The 19147-nt window shown below is 58.9% G+C and carries 17 protein-coding genes; 9 read left to right on the top strand and 8 right to left on the bottom strand.

The window, feature by feature from the left end; genetic code table 11:
* Positions 1-16 precede the first annotated feature (16 nt).
* From ACQUQP_RS06685 to ACQUQP_RS06675, 3 genes are read right to left on the bottom strand one after another with little or no spacing between them, the layout of a single operon-like run.
* Positions 17-637, bottom strand: a complete 621-nt coding sequence (locus tag ACQUQP_RS06685) for a helix-turn-helix transcriptional regulator (protein WP_432698024.1) — start codon at positions 635-637, stop codon at positions 17-19.
* A 1-nt stretch (position 638) separates the two neighbouring features.
* The gene (locus ACQUQP_RS06680) at positions 639-1970 is read right to left on the bottom strand and encodes an HlyD family type I secretion periplasmic adaptor subunit (RefSeq protein ID WP_432698023.1); all 1332 of its coding nucleotides are present in this window, start codon (positions 1968-1970) and stop codon (positions 639-641) included.
* A 14-nt stretch (positions 1971-1984) separates the two neighbouring features.
* Positions 1985-4105 (bottom strand): type I secretion system permease/ATPase, encoded by a 2121-nt coding sequence (locus ACQUQP_RS06675; RefSeq protein ID WP_432698022.1) that lies wholly within the window; start codon positions 4103-4105, stop codon positions 1985-1987.
* A gap of 86 nt (positions 4106-4191) precedes the next feature.
* Between ACQUQP_RS06675 and ACQUQP_RS06670 the strand changes: the two genes are divergently transcribed.
* The gene (locus ACQUQP_RS06670) at positions 4192-4572 is read left to right on the top strand and encodes a hypothetical protein (protein ID WP_432698021.1); all 381 of its coding nucleotides are present in this window, start codon (positions 4192-4194) and stop codon (positions 4570-4572) included.
* Here ACQUQP_RS06670 and ACQUQP_RS06665 read toward each other — a convergent pair.
* From ACQUQP_RS06665 to ACQUQP_RS06655, 3 genes are all read right to left on the bottom strand, one after another.
* Complete coding sequence (locus ACQUQP_RS06665) at positions 4569-6149, bottom strand: hypothetical protein (protein ID WP_432698020.1); 1581 nt, start codon at positions 6147-6149, stop codon at positions 4569-4571. The two genes, ACQUQP_RS06670 and ACQUQP_RS06665, sit on opposite strands and share 4 nt — an antisense overlap.
* Before the next feature lie 146 nt (positions 6150-6295).
* Positions 6296-7522, bottom strand: coding sequence for an argininosuccinate synthase (locus ACQUQP_RS06660; RefSeq protein WP_432698019.1), 1227 nt, complete (start codon positions 7520-7522; stop codon positions 6296-6298).
* Positions 7523-7632: 110 nt separating this feature from the next.
* Positions 7633-8502: a flagellar protein MotY gene (locus ACQUQP_RS06655; protein ID WP_432698018.1), complete on the bottom strand. Its 870-nt coding sequence runs from the start codon at positions 8500-8502 to the stop codon at positions 7633-7635.
* Positions 8503-8708: 206 nt separating this feature from the next.
* Between ACQUQP_RS06655 and rnt the strand changes: the two genes are divergently transcribed.
* Entirely contained in the window at positions 8709-9329 is a 621-nt protein-coding gene (gene rnt / locus ACQUQP_RS06650) for a ribonuclease T (protein ID WP_432698685.1), read from the top strand.
* 79 nt (positions 9330-9408) lie between these two features.
* Here rnt and ACQUQP_RS06645 read toward each other — a convergent pair whose 3' ends face one another.
* Entirely contained in the window at positions 9409-10011 is a 603-nt protein-coding gene (locus ACQUQP_RS06645) for a peroxiredoxin (protein WP_432698017.1), read from the bottom strand.
* An 85-nt stretch (positions 10012-10096) separates the two neighbouring features.
* Complete coding sequence (grxD, locus tag ACQUQP_RS06640) at positions 10097-10432, bottom strand: Grx4 family monothiol glutaredoxin (RefSeq protein ID WP_432698016.1); 336 nt, start codon at positions 10430-10432, stop codon at positions 10097-10099.
* Between the two features lie 294 nt (positions 10433-10726).
* Here grxD and ACQUQP_RS06635 point away from each other — a divergent pair, with 294 nt between their 5' ends.
* From ACQUQP_RS06635 to ACQUQP_RS06605, 7 genes are all read left to right on the top strand, one after another.
* Complete coding sequence (locus ACQUQP_RS06635) at positions 10727-11920, top strand: aspartate aminotransferase family protein (RefSeq protein ID WP_432698015.1); 1194 nt, start codon at positions 10727-10729, stop codon at positions 11918-11920.
* A 64-nt stretch (positions 11921-11984) separates the two neighbouring features.
* The gene (gene argF, locus ACQUQP_RS06630) at positions 11985-12899 is read left to right on the top strand and encodes an ornithine carbamoyltransferase (RefSeq protein WP_432698014.1); all 915 of its coding nucleotides are present in this window, start codon (positions 11985-11987) and stop codon (positions 12897-12899) included.
* 161 nt (positions 12900-13060) lie between these two features.
* Positions 13061-13978, top strand: a complete 918-nt coding sequence (locus tag ACQUQP_RS06625) for a LysR family transcriptional regulator (RefSeq protein ID WP_432698013.1) — start codon at positions 13061-13063, stop codon at positions 13976-13978.
* Positions 13979-14100: 122 nt separating this feature from the next.
* On the top strand, positions 14101-15456 hold the full coding sequence (locus ACQUQP_RS06620; RefSeq protein WP_432698012.1) for a class II 3-deoxy-7-phosphoheptulonate synthase: 1356 nt from the start codon (positions 14101-14103) through the stop codon (positions 15454-15456).
* Positions 15453-15779 carry a YqcC family protein gene (locus ACQUQP_RS06615; protein ID WP_432698011.1) on the top strand — a complete coding sequence of 109 codons (327 nt, stop codon included), beginning with the start codon at positions 15453-15455 and terminating at the stop codon, positions 15777-15779. Before ACQUQP_RS06620 ends, ACQUQP_RS06615 begins: the two co-directional genes overlap by 4 nt.
* Positions 15780-15823: 44 nt before the next feature.
* Entirely contained in the window at positions 15824-17800 is a 1977-nt protein-coding gene (locus tag ACQUQP_RS06610) for a cation:proton antiporter (protein ID WP_432698010.1), read from the top strand.
* A gap of 49 nt (positions 17801-17849) precedes the next feature.
* The gene (locus ACQUQP_RS06605) at positions 17850-18902 is read left to right on the top strand and encodes a DUF3549 family protein (RefSeq protein WP_432698009.1); all 1053 of its coding nucleotides are present in this window, start codon (positions 17850-17852) and stop codon (positions 18900-18902) included.
* Positions 18903-19147: the final 245 nt, after the last annotated feature.

The following is a 19147-nucleotide window of genomic DNA, read 5'->3' as shown; positions in this document are numbered from 1 at the left end:
TTTCGTCTGTCCCTGTCTAGACAGCGTTTTGCTCAGCGTGCTGAGCCAGCAAAATCAGTTCAACGCGATCATGAGCACCCGTCTTAGTGAGGATAGCACTCATATGCGCTTTTACTGTCCGTTCGGTTATATTCAGCCGTCGTGCAACGACCTTGTTACTGGCACCGGCCATCACTTCAACCAGTACTTCAGCCTCGCGGTCACTCAATCCAAAGCGCTCCGCAAGGCTTTTTGCCGGTGGGTCGACCTGCTCCAGCAACAGTCGCAACACCGATTGCAAGACGTCGGGACCTGCCCAGATATCCCCCGCCTTGACCGCCTTCACCATCTCTCCCAGCAGACTGGGAGTCACAAACGTGTTGCCGTACCCTTTGGCGCCACGCCGAATCACCTCCCGGCCCTGTTCCGTGTTGGGGTAGTCGGTCAGCACCAGCAGCTGCAGTGCGCTGTTATGCGCCTGGCATAACAGGCGCTCCCGGGCCGCCGGCATCAGGCAATCCCAATGCGCCAGGCAGATCCCCTCTCCCGGAAGTTTGTCGTCCAGCACGTCAGTGCTGAGGTGATTCAGCGTCACATGCAATGCCAGTGACCAGCGCTCTGCAATATCCTCCCGGGCAACCAGGCAAAAATAATCCATTCTAACGCTCCGTCAGCGCACGCTCCCGTGCTCTGGTAATCGGTTTCAGCAGATACTGGAGTACCGTTTTCTTACCGGTCATGATATCCGCCGATACCGTCATCCCCGCTATCAGCGGCATTTCCTGTTCGTCGCCGAGGTAGGGCCTCTCGGTTTCAAGCCGCACCAGGTAATAGGTTTCGTCCTGCTCGTCGACGATAGTGCTCGGTGAAATATAGACAAGTTCCGCCGGAAGTCCGCCATAAATGGCAAAGTCATAGGCGCTGACTTTTACCACCGCTGGCTGCCCCACCCGAAGCTGGCCGATATCTGATGGCCGGATCTTGGTTTCGACCAAAAGCTTGTCTTCCCAGGGCACTATATTGAGCAGCTGGTCACCGGGGCGGACAACGCCCCCGATAGTGTTGATCAGCAGCTGTTTCACGCGGCCCTTGATCGGAGCACGCACCTCGGTACGGCGGATGCGGTCCTGCATACCGGTCAGCGTTTCCTGCAGCCGCGCCTGCTCGGCTTCCAGTTCATTGAGTTCCGAGCGCGCCTTGTTGCGGAACTGCAACTCCATCTCTTTAACTTTCTGGTCGATCTCATCGATGGTCGACCTGATACGCGGCAAACTCAGCTCGATACTGGAGAGCTCGCCACGCAGATCGTTGACCTGACGCCTCAACCGCAGATACTCAACCTCTGAGATAACACCTTCGCTCAGCAGCGGCTCGGTGATGCGCATCTCCTGCAGCAGCAGGTTGTAGCTGCGGCGCACCTGCCCCTGACGTGATTCCGCCTCACGCAGCTCCTGTTCACGCTGCTGACGCTGCTCGCTCAGCACCGCCAGGTTTGCTTCGAGCTCACTTTTGCGAGTGTTGTAAAGCCGCACTTCACGATCGAGCATGCTGGCGTACTGATCGGGAAATGCTTCCGGCAGTTTCAGCTCCTCGTTATTGGCCTCTGCGTTAAGTCGTGCGCCTTTAGCCTGGAGCTCCAGGAAGCGCACCCGGTTTTCCTCCACCGAGCTGACAAAACGCTTGTCCTCGATCCGCATCAGGACCTGGCCCTGCTCAACAAGCTGCCCCTCACGAACCAGTATCTCCGAGACGATACCACCCTCCAGGTTCTGAACAACCTGCAACTGTCGTGACGGAATGATCTCCCCATCACCACGGGTGATCTCATCCAGCGTCGCCCAGTTGGCCCAGGCTATGGCAGCGGCGATAAACAGTGCCATGGACCAGAGCAACAGGCTGGCGCCGCGCGGCGCCTGCTCCAGCATGGCCGCGCTGATGCTCGACGTGTAACCGAGATCTTCGGCTCTTGGCGTTACATCTTTATGTTTCATCGACCCACAGCTCCCTATCGCCGAACCTGCAGGCGTCCCTGCTTGAGTGCTTCCAGCACCGTATCTTTCGGCCCATCTGCGACGATCTGCCCCTGATCAACGACGATCAGGCGATCAACCAGCGACAGCAGCGACATCTTGTGCGTAACCATCAGCAGGGTGCGCCCCTTCATCACGTCAGTCAGCTGGCGTTTGAACTGCTCTTCCGTGGCGTTATCCATGGAATTACTGGGTTCATCCAGGATCAGCAGATTCGGTTCGTGAAGCAGTGCCCGGGCAATGGCGATCGATTGTTTCTGGCCGCCCGAAAGAGCCTGACCACGTTCGCCCGCAGGCATATCGAACCCCATGGGGTGCAGGTTAACAAACTGCTCCACACCCGCCAGCTTGGCGGCTCTCAGCATGTCGGCATCCGTGGCCCGAGGTGAACCGATCAGGATGTTATCCCGCACGGAGCCGGCAAACAGCATCACATCCTGGGGTACGTAGCCGGTGTTACGGCGCAGGTCCACGGGGTCGATCTGGTTGATATCGACCCCATCAAGCAGAATCGCACCATCGCTTGGCTGATAGAGCCCAAGCAGGAGTTTTTCTATCGTTGTTTTGCCCGAGCCGATGCGCCCGATCATCGCCACACGCTCACCGGCCTTGATACGGAAAGAGACGTTCTTCAACGCCGCATGTTCAACGCCGGGATAGTTGAAGCTAACATTTTTGAATTCCAGGTTTCCGTTCAACGTCGGACGATGCACAAAATGGGTGCCCTCATCACGCTCTACCGGCAGCTCCATGATCTCGTTCAGGGTTTTCAGCGCCTTGGCGGACTGTTCGTACTGGATGATCAGGCTTGCCACCTGGGCCATCGGCGCAATGGCGCGGCCGGACAGGATATTACAGGCGATCAAGGCACCCAGGGAGAGCTCCTGTTCCATGATCAGGTAGACACCGCCGATGATAATCAGCACCGAGGCCAGCTGCTGCGTGGCGCCGGCAAAGGTCACCACCGACGAGGACAGCATTCTTGACCTTAATCCCCAGCGGGAAATGTAACCGACAGCCTGCTCCCAGCGCTCCTGCAGCGGACTGGCTGCGCGCTGGGTTTTAACCGTTTCCATGGCGGTAAGCGATTCCACCAGGGTACCGTTCTTCTGCGCCGAGGAGGCGAAGGTACGCTCGACAGAATCGCGCAGCTTGGGTCGGATAATCATCGCATAAATAATAATCACGGGAACGGCAACGGCGGGCACCACGACCAGAGGACCACCGATCAGACTGATCACCAGGATGTAGATCAGCATGAACGGGATATCGATCAGGACGGTATTGGTGGTGGAGCTGAGAAAGTTGCGAATACTGTCGAACTCGCGCAGGTTGCTTGCGAAGGCACCGACGGAGGCGGGCATCCGGTCGTAGCGGACACGCATCACTTTCTCGAAAATCTGCGCTGACAACAGCACATCGGCCTTTTTCGCGGCCACCTCTATAAAGTAGGCACGCAACATCTTCAGTCCGAAGTCGAAGGCGTACACCAGCATGACACCGATCGCCAGCACCCAGAGCGTTTCCACCGCACCATTGGGCACGACCCGGTCGTACACATTCATGACAAACAGCGGGTTCGCAAGCACAAACAGGTTGATCAGAAAACTCGCAACCAGGACGTCGCGATAGATACGGCTGGATCTTTTCAGCGTACCCCAGAACCAGTGTCCGGAGCGCCCATCGAGTACCCGGTTGGAGTCACCGTTGGAGGCATATTCCTGGCGTACGAAAATCAGGTATCCGGAGTACTGCTCTTCAAGCTTTTCCAGCGGCAGCGAGAAGCTGCCGCCGCTTTCAGGCTGTTGAACAACAGCCTCCTGGCGTTCGTAATCCAGCTCGTGAAGAATACAGGCGCCCTTGTCCTTCAACAGCAGGACCACAGGCAGTAACAGACTGGAGAGTTCTTTCAGCGGGCGTTCGGCGACCTTTGCGGCAAGACCGGCCCGCGACGCCGCACGCACGAAAAGTTGCGGGGTCAGGCGGTTATCAACCAGAGGCAGCCCGTCTGCCAATACTTCGGCTGATGTGGGCCTCCGATATTGCTGGGCAAGTATCACCAGGCAATCCAGAAGCGGGTCGTGCGATGCATCCATACTCGTTGACCTTATTCTTAGGACGGTTAATACTAACAGCTGTTTGGATTTAATCTAGCCCTCAGATTTAGCAAGGATTCCGGTCGATGCTCTACGCACACTTCGACGACCAGGGAAAGGTAACAGGCTTAACGGAAACTCCTGCTCAGGGTGCCCGCGAGGTCAGCCTGAAAGACCCGGAAGTGCTGAAATTCCTCGCCATGGCCGAGGATGGCGATTTTGACCCGGACACCTTTCTCGACGAGTCCGACAAGGGCACGATCCGTATTCTCGAAGACCTGATCGACACTCTGGTCGAACATCACCTTATTCGCTTCACCGACCTGCCGATGCCGGCACAGAAAAAGCTGCTCGGCCGAAGGCTGGCACGCTCGCTGGTGCGTGAGGAGTCCGGCAGCACCGAAGCATCGAAAGATACACGGAGCAGCGGCGGTTTTCTTGCCGATGAAGATGAACCGTTGTTTTAACCAGCGTCCAGTTGCGCCACGCTTTCCGACAATCTCCGCCCCAGTCCCAGATAACGCTGCTGCTGCTTAGGCGTTAGTGCCGCAAACTGCAGTGAATAAAACGCCTCATCGCAGGCTGCCAGCATTCCCCGGTGTACAGTTCCGGGAGCGCGCCGGAACAGCTCCAGCGCGGTCTGCACCAGGTTAAGCGCGATACTCGGTGTGCCGGGCTGCTGCGCCAGCGCATCACTGAACGAGGCATAAGCCTCGGCCAGCTCTCCGTGTCGAAACTGCATCATGCCCTTCAGGTTTGCCCGGCCCCACTTCAGTCTGGCCATCTGCCGGTTCAGATCATGCCGCGCGGCCTGGGCTTCCTCCTCTACCGGGGAGCCCTCAACACCTTCAACCAGCTGCTCCAACCACATTGCCTGATCATCCGGTGACAGCTGACGATAGATCACCATCGCCTCATGGGCAGACAGGCTGGCCTGCTCTTCATCACCCACGGCGCGATAAACTTCGCTCGCCAGCAGACGACTCTTAAACTGAATAACAGGCTGATCGAGAAAGTCCCGTCGCGCCTGCTCCAGCAGCCGAACAGCCTCCTCCTCGGCCTGGCCGGAGGCCGCATCTGGACCACTCATCCGCTTCATCAGCGTTCTTACCAGCCCGAAGTAGAAATCGGGGTGCTGAAAGGCTGTATACCGGCTGTACTTGATGGCGGCGCGAAACGAATCGATCGCCAGGCGAGTATCGTTATTCATCGCCGCCTGGTTGGCCAGATCCCCCTGCAAGAGCGCCACCGTCGGCTGCACGACCACAGCCTGGCGCAGCAGATTCTGAGCTTCGCCATAATCACCGTAGAGACGATGGAGCCGGGCACGCCAGACAAACGCCTCGATACAGATCTGCTGCTGAGCGATAACCTGGTCCAGCTGCCCCTTCGCCTGGTCGAACCAGCCACTGCGGCAGGCCGCCATAGCCAGACCGATACGAATCCAGGGTTTATCCCGCCCTGACAGGAGCCCCGAAAACACGCCCCTTGCCTGCTCGGGCAGGTTTTGGCGCAGATAGATAATGCCGCGCAAACGCTGCAGGTAGATCCGCAACCCGGGATATTGCTCTTCAAGCACCTGGCAGGCATCGAGCGCTGCTTCAAGCTCACCCTTATCCATCAGGCTTTCCACCGGATACAGGCTCTGCTTCAGCCGCATCAGCTTTTCGATGCGCTGACTCAGCAGCACACGATCATAGGGTTTGGAGATGTAGATATCGGGCGCGTTTTCCGGAGATCCCAGCAGCAGGTTCGACTTTTCCGGATCGATCACCAGGATATAGCAGGCAGAATAGAGACGCCGGCCCTCAGCCTGCAGCTCAAACATCAACTGCAGTCCGTTTTTCTCGTCTCGGCCCAATTCGTAATTAAGGAAGAACAGATCGATCGGCTGATCATGCAGCAGGCTCAGTGCCATATTCACCGACGAGGCGACAAAAACATCGGATACGCCGATATTTTCCATGATAGCCCGCAGGGTCTGTAGATCTTCGAACTTCTTGTCGAGGATCAGCGTGGACTTTCCTGTTAACAGATTTGCCATAAGCTCAGAGGCGACCGAATTTCAGCAAAAGTAGCATGAAAATCAGCCAATTATCAAAAACTGACAAGCCCGGCTGAGAATAAAAACAGAAAAGCCCGCGAGCACATGGCTGGCGGGCTTTGTTGCAGTAACGACAGGCTGCGAAATCAGTCGTCCAGCAGGCTACGGCCTTTGCTGGCGGCGATACGCATGCGCAGCGCGTTCAGCTTGATAAAGCCTTCGGCGTCTTTCTGATCGTAGGAGCCGGCGTCATCTTCGAAGGTCGCGATGCTTTCATCGAACAGGCTGTCTTTAGAGCGACGGCCAACAACGGATACAGCGCCCTTGTAGAGCTTCACGCGAACTTCACCGTTCACGTTGCGCTGGCTGTAGTCGATCATCTGCTGCATCATCTTGCGCTCTTCAGACCACCAGAAGCCGTTGTAGATGACCTTGGCGTAACGCGGCATCAGCTCATCTTTCAGGTGAGCCGCTTCACGATCCAGGGTGATCGACTCGATACCACGGTGAGCGGTCAGCATGATGGTGCCCCCCGGCGTCTCGTAGCAACCACGGGACTTCATACCGACGAAACGGTTCTCAACGATATCCAGACGACCTACACCGTTTTCACCGCCGACCTTGTTCAGGTAAGCCAGCACGGTAGCCGGGCTCATCGCTTCGCCGTTGATGGCAACGATATCACCCTTCTCGTAGGTCAGTTCCAGGTAGGTCGGCTGATCCGGGGCTTCTTCCGGAGACACGCTCCAGCGCCACATATCGGTTTCAGCCTCGGCCCAGGGATCCTCCAGAATGCCGCCCTCGTAGGAGATGTGCAGCAGGTTGGCGTCCATGGAGTAGGGAGACTTCTTCTTGTTCTTGGCGAAGTCCACCGGGATGTCACGCTCTTCGCAGTAAGTCATCAGCTTTTCGCGGGAGTTCAAATCCCACTCACGCCAGGGCGCGATAACCTTGACGCCCGGCTTCAGCGCGTAGGCACCCATCTCGAAACGAACCTGGTCGTTACCCTTACCGGTAGCACCGTGGGAGATAGCGTCGGCGCCGGTCTCGTTGGCGATCTCAACCAGGCGCTTGGCGATCAGCGGACGCGCAATGGAGGTACCGAGCAGGTACTCGCCCTCGTAGATGGTGTTGGCACGAAACATCGGGAACACGTAGTCGCGTACGAACTCTTCGCGCAGATCCTCGATGTAGATCTCTTTTACACCCAGAGCCTCGGCCTTGGCGCGTGCCGGCTCTACTTCTTCACCCTGGCCCAGGTCAGCGGTAAAGGTCACCACTTCACAGTTGTAGGTGTCCTGCAGCCACCGGACGATCACGGAGGTATCCAGACCGCCGGAGTATGCCAGTACGACCTTATTGATATCGGACATGTATGCGACTCCAGATCACAGAAAACCGGCTCCCGTCACGGGAACCGGGTATTAAATTCGGAAAGCCGGGAAGTATATCAGATTGCGGACGGCGGCAGAACCAAGGCGATTCAGAGAGTGCTGCCCTCTTCGCGCTCCAGCCGAACCGTCACACGACGGTTGCGGGCGCGGTTTTCGACGCTGTTGTTCGGCACCACCGGGTAGCGCTCACCGTGATAGCGGGTAATGATCCTGTCTTCCGGCAGCCCCTGCTGCACCAGGTAGCGGGTGACCTCTTCCGCCCGCTTCTTGGAAAGATCCCGGTTGAGCAGACGACGTCCCAGGTTATCGGAGTGACCATCCACATAGATCGTCTGCACGCTGTTATCCGCTTTGACGTAAGTGGCGATCAGATCGAGACGCTGACGGGTGGCATCGGACAGACCGGACTGACCGGAGGGAAACAGGATCGCGGTACGCGCCACCTGACGGAAGTTAGCCGGCAACAGCCCGCTCACGCAGTCCAGATAATCAGTGTACGCCGACTGGAAGTTCGCCGCCGATACACCGACCTTGAGAAGCTCGGGAGCGCCATACCACTGATCGGTATTAAAGGTTGGCGTCATCCCCTTGTAGAGCGCTGCCAGCATATTCTCGGCAAGTTGAGCCGGCACTTCGATAACGCCCCGACTACCGCTGACACGAACCACACCAAGAAACTCCGGCGCCAAACCCGGTTGCCACTGGGAGGCTTCTGCCACAAGCCGTGCCGAGCCTCTAACCTGCTGCTGCTGGGTCGGGGTCAGTACAAAACGCACCGCCTCCCCCGCCTGGTGTTCAAAAGATGCCGTGCCGTAGGCAGGGATCGTCTGACGCAAACGGCAGGAAAACTCCGATGTTTCCATCTCCCAGCTGGCTTCGTCGATCTCCGCCTGAAAGGTGACGGCCTCAACCAAGGAAACAGGCAGAGATAAGATCAGAAACAGAAGACAGGCTCGCATCAAATGGTGATTCCGTAGGTCAGAGGTGTCGCAATACGGCCCAAACCGTTGCTCCAGCACCTGAGATTAACGGCCGGAAGGGCCACAGCTTTAGAAAAAGACCAGCAATTGGCCCCTCTTCCCCTGCCTGTTAGAATACAGACAGGAATCTCCTCCCCACAACACTGATCTAAGGAAGCTGTTTGAGCTCTGCACCCAAACACCCCATGTCCGATCGCTTCCGTGGTTTTTTGCCTGTCGTTGTCGACGTCGAAACCGCTGGATTCAATCCCCGAACCGATGCCCTGCTGGAGATCGCAGCGGTTACGCTCACCATGGACGAAGAGGGCTACCTGATTCCAGACAAAAGCTACGAAGCCCAGGTAGAACCGTTCGAAGGAGCCAACCTGGAGCCCGAGGCTCTGGCATTCACCGGCATAGACCCGCTCGATCCGGCGCGGGGCGCCGTCAGTGAGCTGACAGCGCTGGAATCGATTTTCAAGCCGATCCGGAAATCGATAAAGTCTCACGACTGCAAGCGTGCCGTGCTGGTTGGCCATAACGCCTCGTTTGACCACGGTTTTGTCTGCAACGCCGCCGAGCGTTCAGAGATCAAGCGCAATCCGTTCCACCCGTTCTCAACCTTTGACACAGCCACGCTTGCCGGACTGGCCTTTGGACAGACCGTGCTCGCCCGCGCCTGCGATGTTGCCGGCATAGACTTCGACGGCAAACAGGCCCACTCGGCGCTCTACGATACGGAAAAAACAGCGGAGCTGTTCTGCACCATCGTCAATCGCTGGAAAGACCTGGGCGGCTGGGAAATGGTACTGGCCACCCGCGACTAGGCCACGCCCCCTAATAGCGACAACGCACAGACACAAAAAAACCGCCCGAAGGCGGTTTTTTTTTCGGATCAGGCAAGCCTTACAGCTTGTCGGATTCCTCGGACAGGTACTTGGCAACGCCTTCAGTGGAGGCAGCCATACCCTTGTCACCCTTGTTCCAGCCAGCCGGGCAAACTTCGCCGTGCTCTTCGTGGAACTGCAGCGCGTCAACCAGACGGATCAGCTCGTCCATGTTACGGCCCAGCGGCAGGTCGTTGACGATCTGGGAACGCACGTTACCTTCCTGGTCGATCAGGAAAGCGCCACGGAAGGCAACACCGGCGTCAGCTTCAACGTCGTATGCCTGGCAGATTTCGTGCTTGGTGTCAGCAACCAGAGTGTATTTAACCGGACCGATACCACCGTCGTTGACGGAAGTGTTACGCCAAGCGTTGTGGGTGAACTGGGAATCGATGGAAACACCGATCACCTCTACGCCACGCTCCTTGAACGCATCCATACGGTGATCCAGTGCGATCAGCTCGGAAGGACAAACGAACGTGAAATCCAGCGGGTAGAAGAATACCAGGCCGTATTTGCCCTTGATCGCTTCGCTCAGCGTGAATTCATCAACGATGCTGCCATCGCCTAGAACCGCTGCTGCTGTAAAGTCCGGTGCTTTCTTACCTACGAGTACGCCCATGCTCTCTAAACTCCTTGCTTAGGTTGAGATATTCGGGGACTGAATCAAACGCTTATAAAGCCGCGTCAACTAACGGAAGAGGCTATCAAGCCTCTTCGGAACCTTCCTGCTTGGCCGCTGCGGCAACCAGCTCCTTGAGCTCGCCACTTTCCGCCATTTCGCAGATGATGTCACATCCGCCAACCAGCTCACCGTTGACCCACAGCTGCGGGAAGGTCGGCCAGTTCGCGTATTTCGGCAGCTCGGAGCGGATCTCCGGTGCTTCCAGAATGTTTACAAACGCAAAGCGCTCGCCGCACTCAACCAGCGCCGCCGAAGCCCGGGAGGAGAATCCACACTGGGGGAAACGGGGAGTACCCTTCATATATAGCAGAATCGTGTTGCTCTCGATCTGCTCTTTAATGGTGTCGACTACGCTCATGGTTACACCTTGCTATTAAATTTCTATGTACCCGGACCCCCGGGGCCCGAAAAAACCCAAGCCTCTTATCCTACCGCCATGCTCGGATAAATTGAACATCAAAATAGCCTGACAGCTAAGGTAGCAGCTTCGGTCTCGCTCCTGTTACCGACCTTTAATGGTGCCAAAACATTCCGATTCAAGTCCCCTGTCGCGCCCGCGCCATGAATATTGCCAAAATCATAACCCACACATAGAATGGTCGTTTTTTCGGCAGCTTTGGCTGCCTTTTTGCGTTGTATGGAGAAACGCCCAATGTCGCTTCAGCCTTTGATGAATACCTATAACAGGCTTTCGGTCGCCTTCGATCACGGCGAGGGCGCTTGGATTTACGACACCGACGGGAACAAATATCTGGACGCTCTCTGCGGTATCGCCGTCACCGGCCTCGGACATGCACACCCCGCGGTCACCAAAGCGATCAGCGACCAGGCCAGCCGCCTGATCCACTGTTCCAACCTGTACACCGTGCCGCTGCAGGAGCAGCTCGGTGAAAAACTCACCAGCCTGTCCGGCATGGACAATATCTTTTTCTGCAACTCCGGTGCAGAAGCCAACGAAGCGGCCATTAAACTGGCACGCCGCTATGGCCACCAGAAAGGGATCGACACCCCGACCATCATCGTGATGGAAAACTCGTTCCACGGACGCACCCTGGCAACCCTGAGCGCCACCGGTAACCGTGCCGCCCAGGCCGGCTTTGAGCCGTTGGTATCGGGCTTCGTACGCGTCCCCTATGATGATGTCGAGGCGATCCACCAGGTCGCGGAAAAGAACCCGAATGTGGTTGCCATTTTCGTCGAGCCGGTGCAGGGTGAAGGCGGTGTTCACATCCCCGCCGCGGATTACCTGAACCAGCTGCGTGAAATCTGTGACCAGCAGGAGTGGCTGCTGATGCTGGACGAAGTCCAGACCGGCAACGGCCGCACCGGCCGCTATTTCGCATACCAGCACAACAACATCCTGCCGGATGTGGTAACAACGGCAAAAGGGCTGGCCAACGGCGTTCCCATCGGCGCCTGCCTGGCACACGGCGCGGCAGCCAAGCTGTTCACACCGGGTACTCACGGCACCACCTTTGGCGGCAACCCGCTGGCCTGCGCAGCGGCGCTGGCCGTGGTGGATACCATCAGCGCTGAGAACCTTTGCCAGCGTGCAGAACAACTGGGTCAGTACATCGTCGACCAGTTCCGCGCCCAGCTCGGCGACGCCCCCTACATCCGCAACATCCGCGGCAAGGGGCTGATGATCGGCATTGAGCTGACCGAGGCGGGAACAGAGCTGGCCGTGCTGGCCAAGGTAAAAGGCGTACTGCTTAATGTTACAGGGGGCGGCCGCGTCGTGCGCATGCTGCCGCCGCTGATCATGAGCCAGAATGAGGCCGACCTCATGATCAATACTGTGTCCCAACTGATCCGTGTATACGCCGGTGACGAGCGTTCCAGCTGAACGCGACAGACACATTAATCCATCATTGACCTCTGGAACCGGCGGCTCCGCCGCCGTTAACTATATGAGTACAAGACACTTTCTGACCCTGCTGGATATGACACCGGCGGAGCTACAAGGAATTATCGAACGAGCCACCGAGCTCAAGCGCATCCGCAACAACGGCGAAATTTACGAGCCGCTGAAAAACCGCGTGATGGCGATGATTTTTGAAAAAGCCTCCACGCGCACCCGCGTCTCCTTCGAATCCGGCATGGCTCAGTTCGGCGGCCACGCCATGTTTCTGTCCCCGCGCGACACCCAACTGGGCCGCGGCGAACCGATCGAAGACAGCGCCCGTGTCATCTCCAGCATGGTCGACGTGGTGATGATCCGTACTTACAGCCATGAAGCGGTCGAGACCTTCGCCGCCCACTCCCGGGTACCGGTCATCAATGCACTGACTGACGACTACCACCCCTGCCAGCTGCTGGCCGACATGCAGACTTTCCACGAGCTGCGCGGCTCGATCAAGGGCAAGACCGTGGTCTGGGTCGGCGATGGCAACAACATGTGCAACTCCTACATCAACGCGGCGCAGCAGTTTGACTTCAACCTGCATATCGCCTGCCCGGAAGAGTTCGCGCCGAGCTCGGAACTGGTGCTGAAAAACGCTGACCGCGTGCGAGTATTCTCCGACCCCGAAGAGGCCGTCGCCGGCGCCCACATGGTCTACACCGATGTCTGGGCCTCCATGGGCCAGGAAGAGGAACAGAAGCAGCGCCTGCGTGAGTTCCGTGGTTACCAGGTCAGCCCGGCACTGATGGACCTGGCCGCTGACGACGCCCTGTTCATGCACTGCCTGCCCGCTCACCGGGGGGAGGAGATCAGCGAAGACATGATGGACGACCCTCGCTGTGTGGCATTCCACCAGGCCGAGAACCGACTGCATGCACAGAAAGCGCTGCTCGAGTTCCTGCTGGTAACCCACGGCAAGTAAGCACAACGGGGGCCTGGCGCCTGCACACCGCGCCAAGCCCCGCCTGCCAATCTCTTCGAACATCTCTCGCCAGACCCCAAGGCGCCGACTATACTGCCGACAGCGTCTAGTTTTGCCAGGCACCTGCAACCCGTTCCCCAACCAAGGAGAGTCCTTCTGGCATGATCGAGTTACGTCATTTGAAAACGCTGGCCGCCCTGCGTGATGCCGGAAGCCTCGTGGAAGCCGCCGAAAGAGTTCATCTGACGCAATCCGCCCTGTCTCACCAGATCAAGGACCTGGAAGAGCGCCTCAACTGCTCACTGTTCATCCGTAAAACCAAGCCGATCTGCTTTACCAGCGCCGGTCAGCGACTGCTGGCACTGGCCGACGACATGCTGCCGATGATCCGCAACGCAGAGCGCGACATCGCCCGGCTTGCCGGCGGCGAAGCGGGCCGGCTGAATATCTGTATCGAATGTCACAGCTGCTTCGACTGGCTGATGCCCACCATCGACCACTTCCGCCAGAACTGGCCGGAGGTGGAGCTTGATCTGTCCACCGGTTTCACCTTCCAACCGCTGCCGGCGCTGGCCCGCGGCGACCTGGACCTGGTGATCACCTCGGATCCAGAGCCCCGTAGCGGCATCCATTATGTACCGCTGTTCAGCTATGAGTCGGTACTCGCCATGGGACGCCAGCATCGGCTGATCGCGAGAAAGTTTATCAACCCCCGGGATCTGGCCCAGGAAACCCTGATCACCTACCCGGTGGAGCCGGGGCGCCTGGACGTATTCAGCCGTTTTCTCGACCCGGCCAACGTCGAACCCGCGGAGATCCGCACCGCAGAGCTCACCGTCATGATGGTGCAACTGGTCGCCAGCGGCCGCGGTGTGGCGGCACTGCCCAACTGGGCACTGCACGAGTATCTCGAACGTGACTATATCGCTGCCCGCCCGCTGGGGGAAAAAGGCCTGTGGTGCACACTCTACGCGGCGATGCGTGAAGACCAGAAAAACTCGGACTTCATGCTCGACTTTCTCGGTACCGCCAGAGATGTCACTTTTCGCAACCTGAACGGCATTCGCTGCGCCTCCTGAAGCCTCTCCCAGGCTTCAGCCTGCTCTCCCCTATCCCTTTGTTTACCCCTCCCGATAACATACACTTAGGGGCTGCGCGCGAGCGCGCTCACTAATAATCAGACGTACTTGGATATCCACACATGCAGAACTGGAGCCCCAGCAGCTGGCGCGAAAAACCGATCGTCCAGCAGCCTGTTTATCCCGATGCCGACGCACTGGCGGCGGCCGAAGCCAAGCTGTCAAAGTATCCCCCGCTGGTCTTTGCGGGCGAGATCCGCTCACTGAAAGAGGACCTTACAGCGGTCAGCCGGGGTGAAGGTTTCCTGCTCCAGGGCGGCGATTGTGCCGAAAGCTTTGCCGAGTTTAATGCCAACAAGATCAAGGACACCTTCCAGCTGCTGCTGCAGATGGCGATCGTACTGACCTTCGCCGGCAGCTGCCCGGTGGTTAAGATCGGTCGTATGGCGGGCCAGTTTGCCAAGCCGCGCTCATCCGGCACCGAGACCATCGATGGCATTGAGCTGCCCTCGTACCGCGGCGACATCGTCAATGACATCGCATTCACCGAAGCGGCTCGCACCCCGGACCCCCAGCGCCTGCTCGATGCCTACCACCAGGCGTCCTCCACGCTGAACCTGCTGCGCGCGTTTGCCGGCGGTGGCCTGGCAGACCTGCACCAGGTGCACCAGTGGAACCTGGGCTTTGTCGCACAAAGCCCGCTGCATGAAAAATATGAGCACCTGGCTGCCCAGATCGATCAGACCCTTTCGTTCATGAAGGCCTGCGGTCTCAGCCCGAGCAACACACCCCAGTTGAAAGAGACCGATTTCTACACCTCCCACGAGGCGCTGCTGCTCAATTACGAGCAGGCCCTGACCCGACAGGACAGCCTGACCGGTGACTGGTATGACTGCTCGGCGCACATGCTGTGGATCGGCGACCGTACCCGCCAGCCGGATCACGCTCACGTGGAGTTCCTGCGCGGTGTGCATAACCCGATCGGCATCAAGGTGGGTCCGACCACCGATCCGGAGGACCTGCGCCGCCTGCTGGACACCCTGAACCCGGACAACGCACCGGGCCGGATTACCCTGATCGCGCGCATGGGTTCAGAAAAAATTCTCGACAAGCTGCCGCCGCTGGTGCGCGCCGTGAAAGCGATGGGTGCCAACGTGGTGTGGAGCTCCGACCCGATGCACGGCAACACCATCAAGGCCAGTAACGGCTACAAAACCCGCAATGTGGCCGCGATCCTGCACGAAATGCAGGGCTTCTTCGAGGTACACAATGCCGAAGGCACCTATGCCGGCGGTGTGCATTTCGAGATGACCGGCAACGATGTGACCGAATGTATCGGTGGCGCCTACCAGATCACCGAAGAGGGTCTGGCCGACCGGTACCACACCCACTGCGATCCGCGCCTGAACGCCGACCAGTCGCTGGAACTGGCCTTCATGATCGCCGATACCCTGAAAGTCGCCCGGAGGCAACGTTGAGCCAACGCCAGCAAATTCTGTCCCTGTTGCTGGAGGTCGAGCGCGAAATGCGTGCGCTCGACCTCTGGTCCGAAACCATGCCGTCAGCGGAAGCGCTGATGAGTCAGCAGCCGTTCTGCGTGGACACCCTTGATTTTCATGAGTGGGTACAGTGGCTGCTGCTACCGCGCATGGAACAGATCATTGTCGAGCAGATGCCGCTGCCAACCAGCTGCGATATCGCACCGATGGCCGAGGAAGCTTTCAAGCAGATCGAGGCCGAAACAGACCAGTTATTGCAGTTGATTGCCGATCTGGACCGGGCCGTCACTGAGGGGCAGTAACCCGGGCGCCACCCCGCAAGCGCCCAGGGCAGGGAAGTACATATATGGAACACTCGCTTTTTGAACAGCTGCTACTGATCCTGGTGGGGGCGGTGATCGCCACGACCCTGTTCCGGCGGCTCAACATGCCGCCGATCCTGGCCTACATCGCCGTAGGCGTGGTGATCGGCCCCTTTGCTCTGCAGATGGCCGATCCTCACGAGATGGAGCTGATGTCGGAGCTGGGCGTGGTGTTCCTGCTGTTCATGCTGGGGCTGGAGTTTTCCCTGCCCCGCATGATCGCCATGCGGCGACTGGTATTTGGTCTCGGCGCGCTGCAGGTGGCGATGACCACCGTGGCGTTGATACTGATCTCCCTGGCCCTGGGTATCGACCTCAACAGCGGCATCGTCATCGCAGGTGCCCTGGCGCTGTCCTCAACCGCCGTAGTCACCCGCGAGCTGCTGCGACTCAATCAGCTCAGTGCACCGCACGGCCAGATCTCCTTCGGCATTCTGCTGTTCCAGGATCTGGCGGCGGTCTTTTTCCTGATTATCGTCCCGGTGCTGGGCAGCAACGGTGGCGAGGTCAACTCCGAAGAGCTGTTCATGTCGCTGCTGCAGGGCGCAGGTCTGCTGCTGGTTCTGCTGGTACTGGGGCGTACCGTGCTGCCAGCCCTGTTTAAAGAGATCGCCCGCTCCCGCTCCGACGAGCTGTTTGTCCTGATGGCGCTGGTGACTGCACTGGCCGCCGCCTGGATCACCCACGCGGCCGGCCTGTCCATGGCACTGGGTGGCTTCCTCGCTGGCATGATGCTGGGCGAGAGCCACTACAAGCATCAGCTGGAAGCGGATATCCGTCCCTTCCGCGACGTACTGCTGGGTCTGTTCTTTGTCACCGTGGGTATGCAGCTGAACCTGGACACCCTGATCACCAACTGGCACTGGATCCTGATCTGCGCCGGCAGTCTGATGCTGCTCAAAGCCGCCATCATAGCCCTGGTTGTCGGCCGGGTTAATCGCGACGGACACAACGCGCTGCGCTCGGCACTCTGCCTAGCCCAGGGCGGTGAGTTCGGCTTCGCGCTGCTGGCACTGGGGTTGGGTCACGGCGTGATCAGCAGCGAACTGAACGCCATTATTACCGCCACGATCATCCTCAGCATGGTCATCACCCCGCTATTGATCGGTTTTAACGGCCAGATCGCCTCCTTTCTGCTGCGCGAGAAAGTTCCGCAGAGCGCCAGCGTTAAAGAGCCCAGCCTCGAAGAGCTTAACGACGCCAGCGAGCATCTGGATGGCCATGTGATCATCTGCGGCTTCGGCCGTGTTGGCCAGATCGTCGCTCGTTTTCTGAGGCCGCTGGATATTCCCTATATCGCCATAGACTCCGACCCCTTCCGCACCCATGAGGCTGCTCAGGCCGGGGAACCGATGTTCTACGGCGACGCCCGCCGTGCCGACATCCTCAAGGCGATCGGCGCCGAGCGTGCCCGTCTGCTGATCCTGACCGTGCCGGACCACGGCGAGAGCATGGCGGCGCTGAAGCAGATCAAACGCAACTGCCCCGACCTGCCGGTGCTGGTGCGCACCCAGGATGACAGCAAGCTGGAACTTTACCAGAACGCCGGCGCCACCGAGGTGGTCCCCGAAGCGCTGGAGGGCAGCCTGATGCTGGTGTCGCATATCCTGACCCTGCTCGATATACCGGAAGAGGATATCCGCTCCCGTATCGATGCCGTGCGCTCTGAACGCTACCAGCTGCTGCACGGCTTCCTACATGGCAAGCGTTCGAAAAAAGTCACCGATACCGGCGACCCCAACGAGCTTCGCCACCCGGTGACGCTGACCGAAGACTGCTACGCCAGCGGACGTACGCTGGAAAGCCTCGCCCTGAAAGCGCGCGTGGTTGCGCTGAAACGCGGCGATATCGAGCTGGGTTCACCGCCCGGCGAAGAGGTGCTGCAGAGCGGCGACATCGTCATTCTGACCGGCGAACCGAGCCAGGTAGAAGCGGCGGAGGAACGCCTGTTCAGCGGCTGAGACGCAGCTGGTAGAATAGCGGCCCCTCAATGCCCGATCAGGAGCCGCCATGACCAGCCCCAACGAACAACCGACCCTGATGCAGGTGCTGCGCGAAGCCGGCGCGGCCGTACGTATCTTCGATATGGGCCGCCGCGTCAGCAAGCTGACCTCGGAGGAGTTCGAGCGTATCGAAGAGGCCCGCACGCCCTACCCCACTCCGTTTCTGCACCACGCCTGGCTCGGCATCCTGATCTGGCACCCGAAGCAACCCACCCAGAACGCCATCTGGTTTCTGAAGCTGCCACTGGATGAGCAGGGCTACCTGGTTCAGGCCGCCCGCGACGACCTGGTCAGCCGGCTGCTGCTCAACGCCGTCAACAGCAAGCAGGGCGCGCTGGAAGAGGATGCACTGAAGGACAATCCCTACTCTTTCAAACCCGAGCAGGAAAAGATGGCGATCTTCCATGCCCGCGCCGCACTCGCCACCGGCGCACCGGCATCCGCCTATTACGAGGCCGCCCAGCAGTATGTGAACGGCTCTATGCCGCTGGATCGCTGGGCCGATCTGGCCCTGCAGGGGCTGGCCGACCTGGTGGTCAGGCTGGATGACAACAGCCCAGCCCTGGCGGCCCGCATCACCGAAATGCCGGAACCGGTGCTGGCCTCTATTGCCACACTACTTGAGCATGTCACACCACCGGTTGTCGTGCGCGACGCGCTGGCAGGACGCCTGACAACGGCGCTGAGCGAAGGCGAAGAAAAGGCCCTGCTGGTGGCAGCACTGATTCGCGGCCTTTCCAACGTAGCGGACGAGCGCTTCAAACAGCAGCAGGTAATGAAGGTTCTGCAAAGCGAGCATGCGCTGGAGGCGGAGGTGATCGTCGCCATCGCCACCCGCTGCAGCTCGGCACTGCAGGCGCCGGACGTGCTGCTACCGTTTCTGGAACGACTCTCCGAGGGCAAGGCAGGACAGGCGGGATTCAGCCGTGTACTGGCGGACCTGATGTTTATGCCGGCGCAACGGGCGCTGATCATGCAGGCGTTTCGCAGCCCCGAGCGCAGCGAGCAGTTAAGTAAGGCGATTGGGGAGATGTTTGGGCAGACGTTTACTCGTCACTGACCATGACAGGCATTAGTCACTTAAAACTAATGTGGGTGGCCTTCTAGGCCTAAGTATATTTCTGTTGCAGGTTTCGCCTGCTGGCGAATTAAGGGCTTTAATGCAAAGCCCTTAATAATCCCAAGCCACCCCTGCCGCTTGGTCGGCTTCGCCGACTGCCCTGTGCTTCTCGCCTGAAAGAGCGGGACAGACTCTTCACCTTACAGGAACTCACTCCTTCGTCGCTCAAACAACCCGTCCCCTGT

The organism is Marinobacterium sp. YM272, from assembly GCF_050908845.1.
In the GTDB taxonomy this organism is placed as follows: domain Bacteria; phylum Pseudomonadota; class Gammaproteobacteria; order Pseudomonadales; family Balneatricaceae; genus Marinobacterium_D.
Note: the sequence above shows the minus strand (reverse complement) of the source record. Positions and strands in the feature narration are given on the sequence as shown.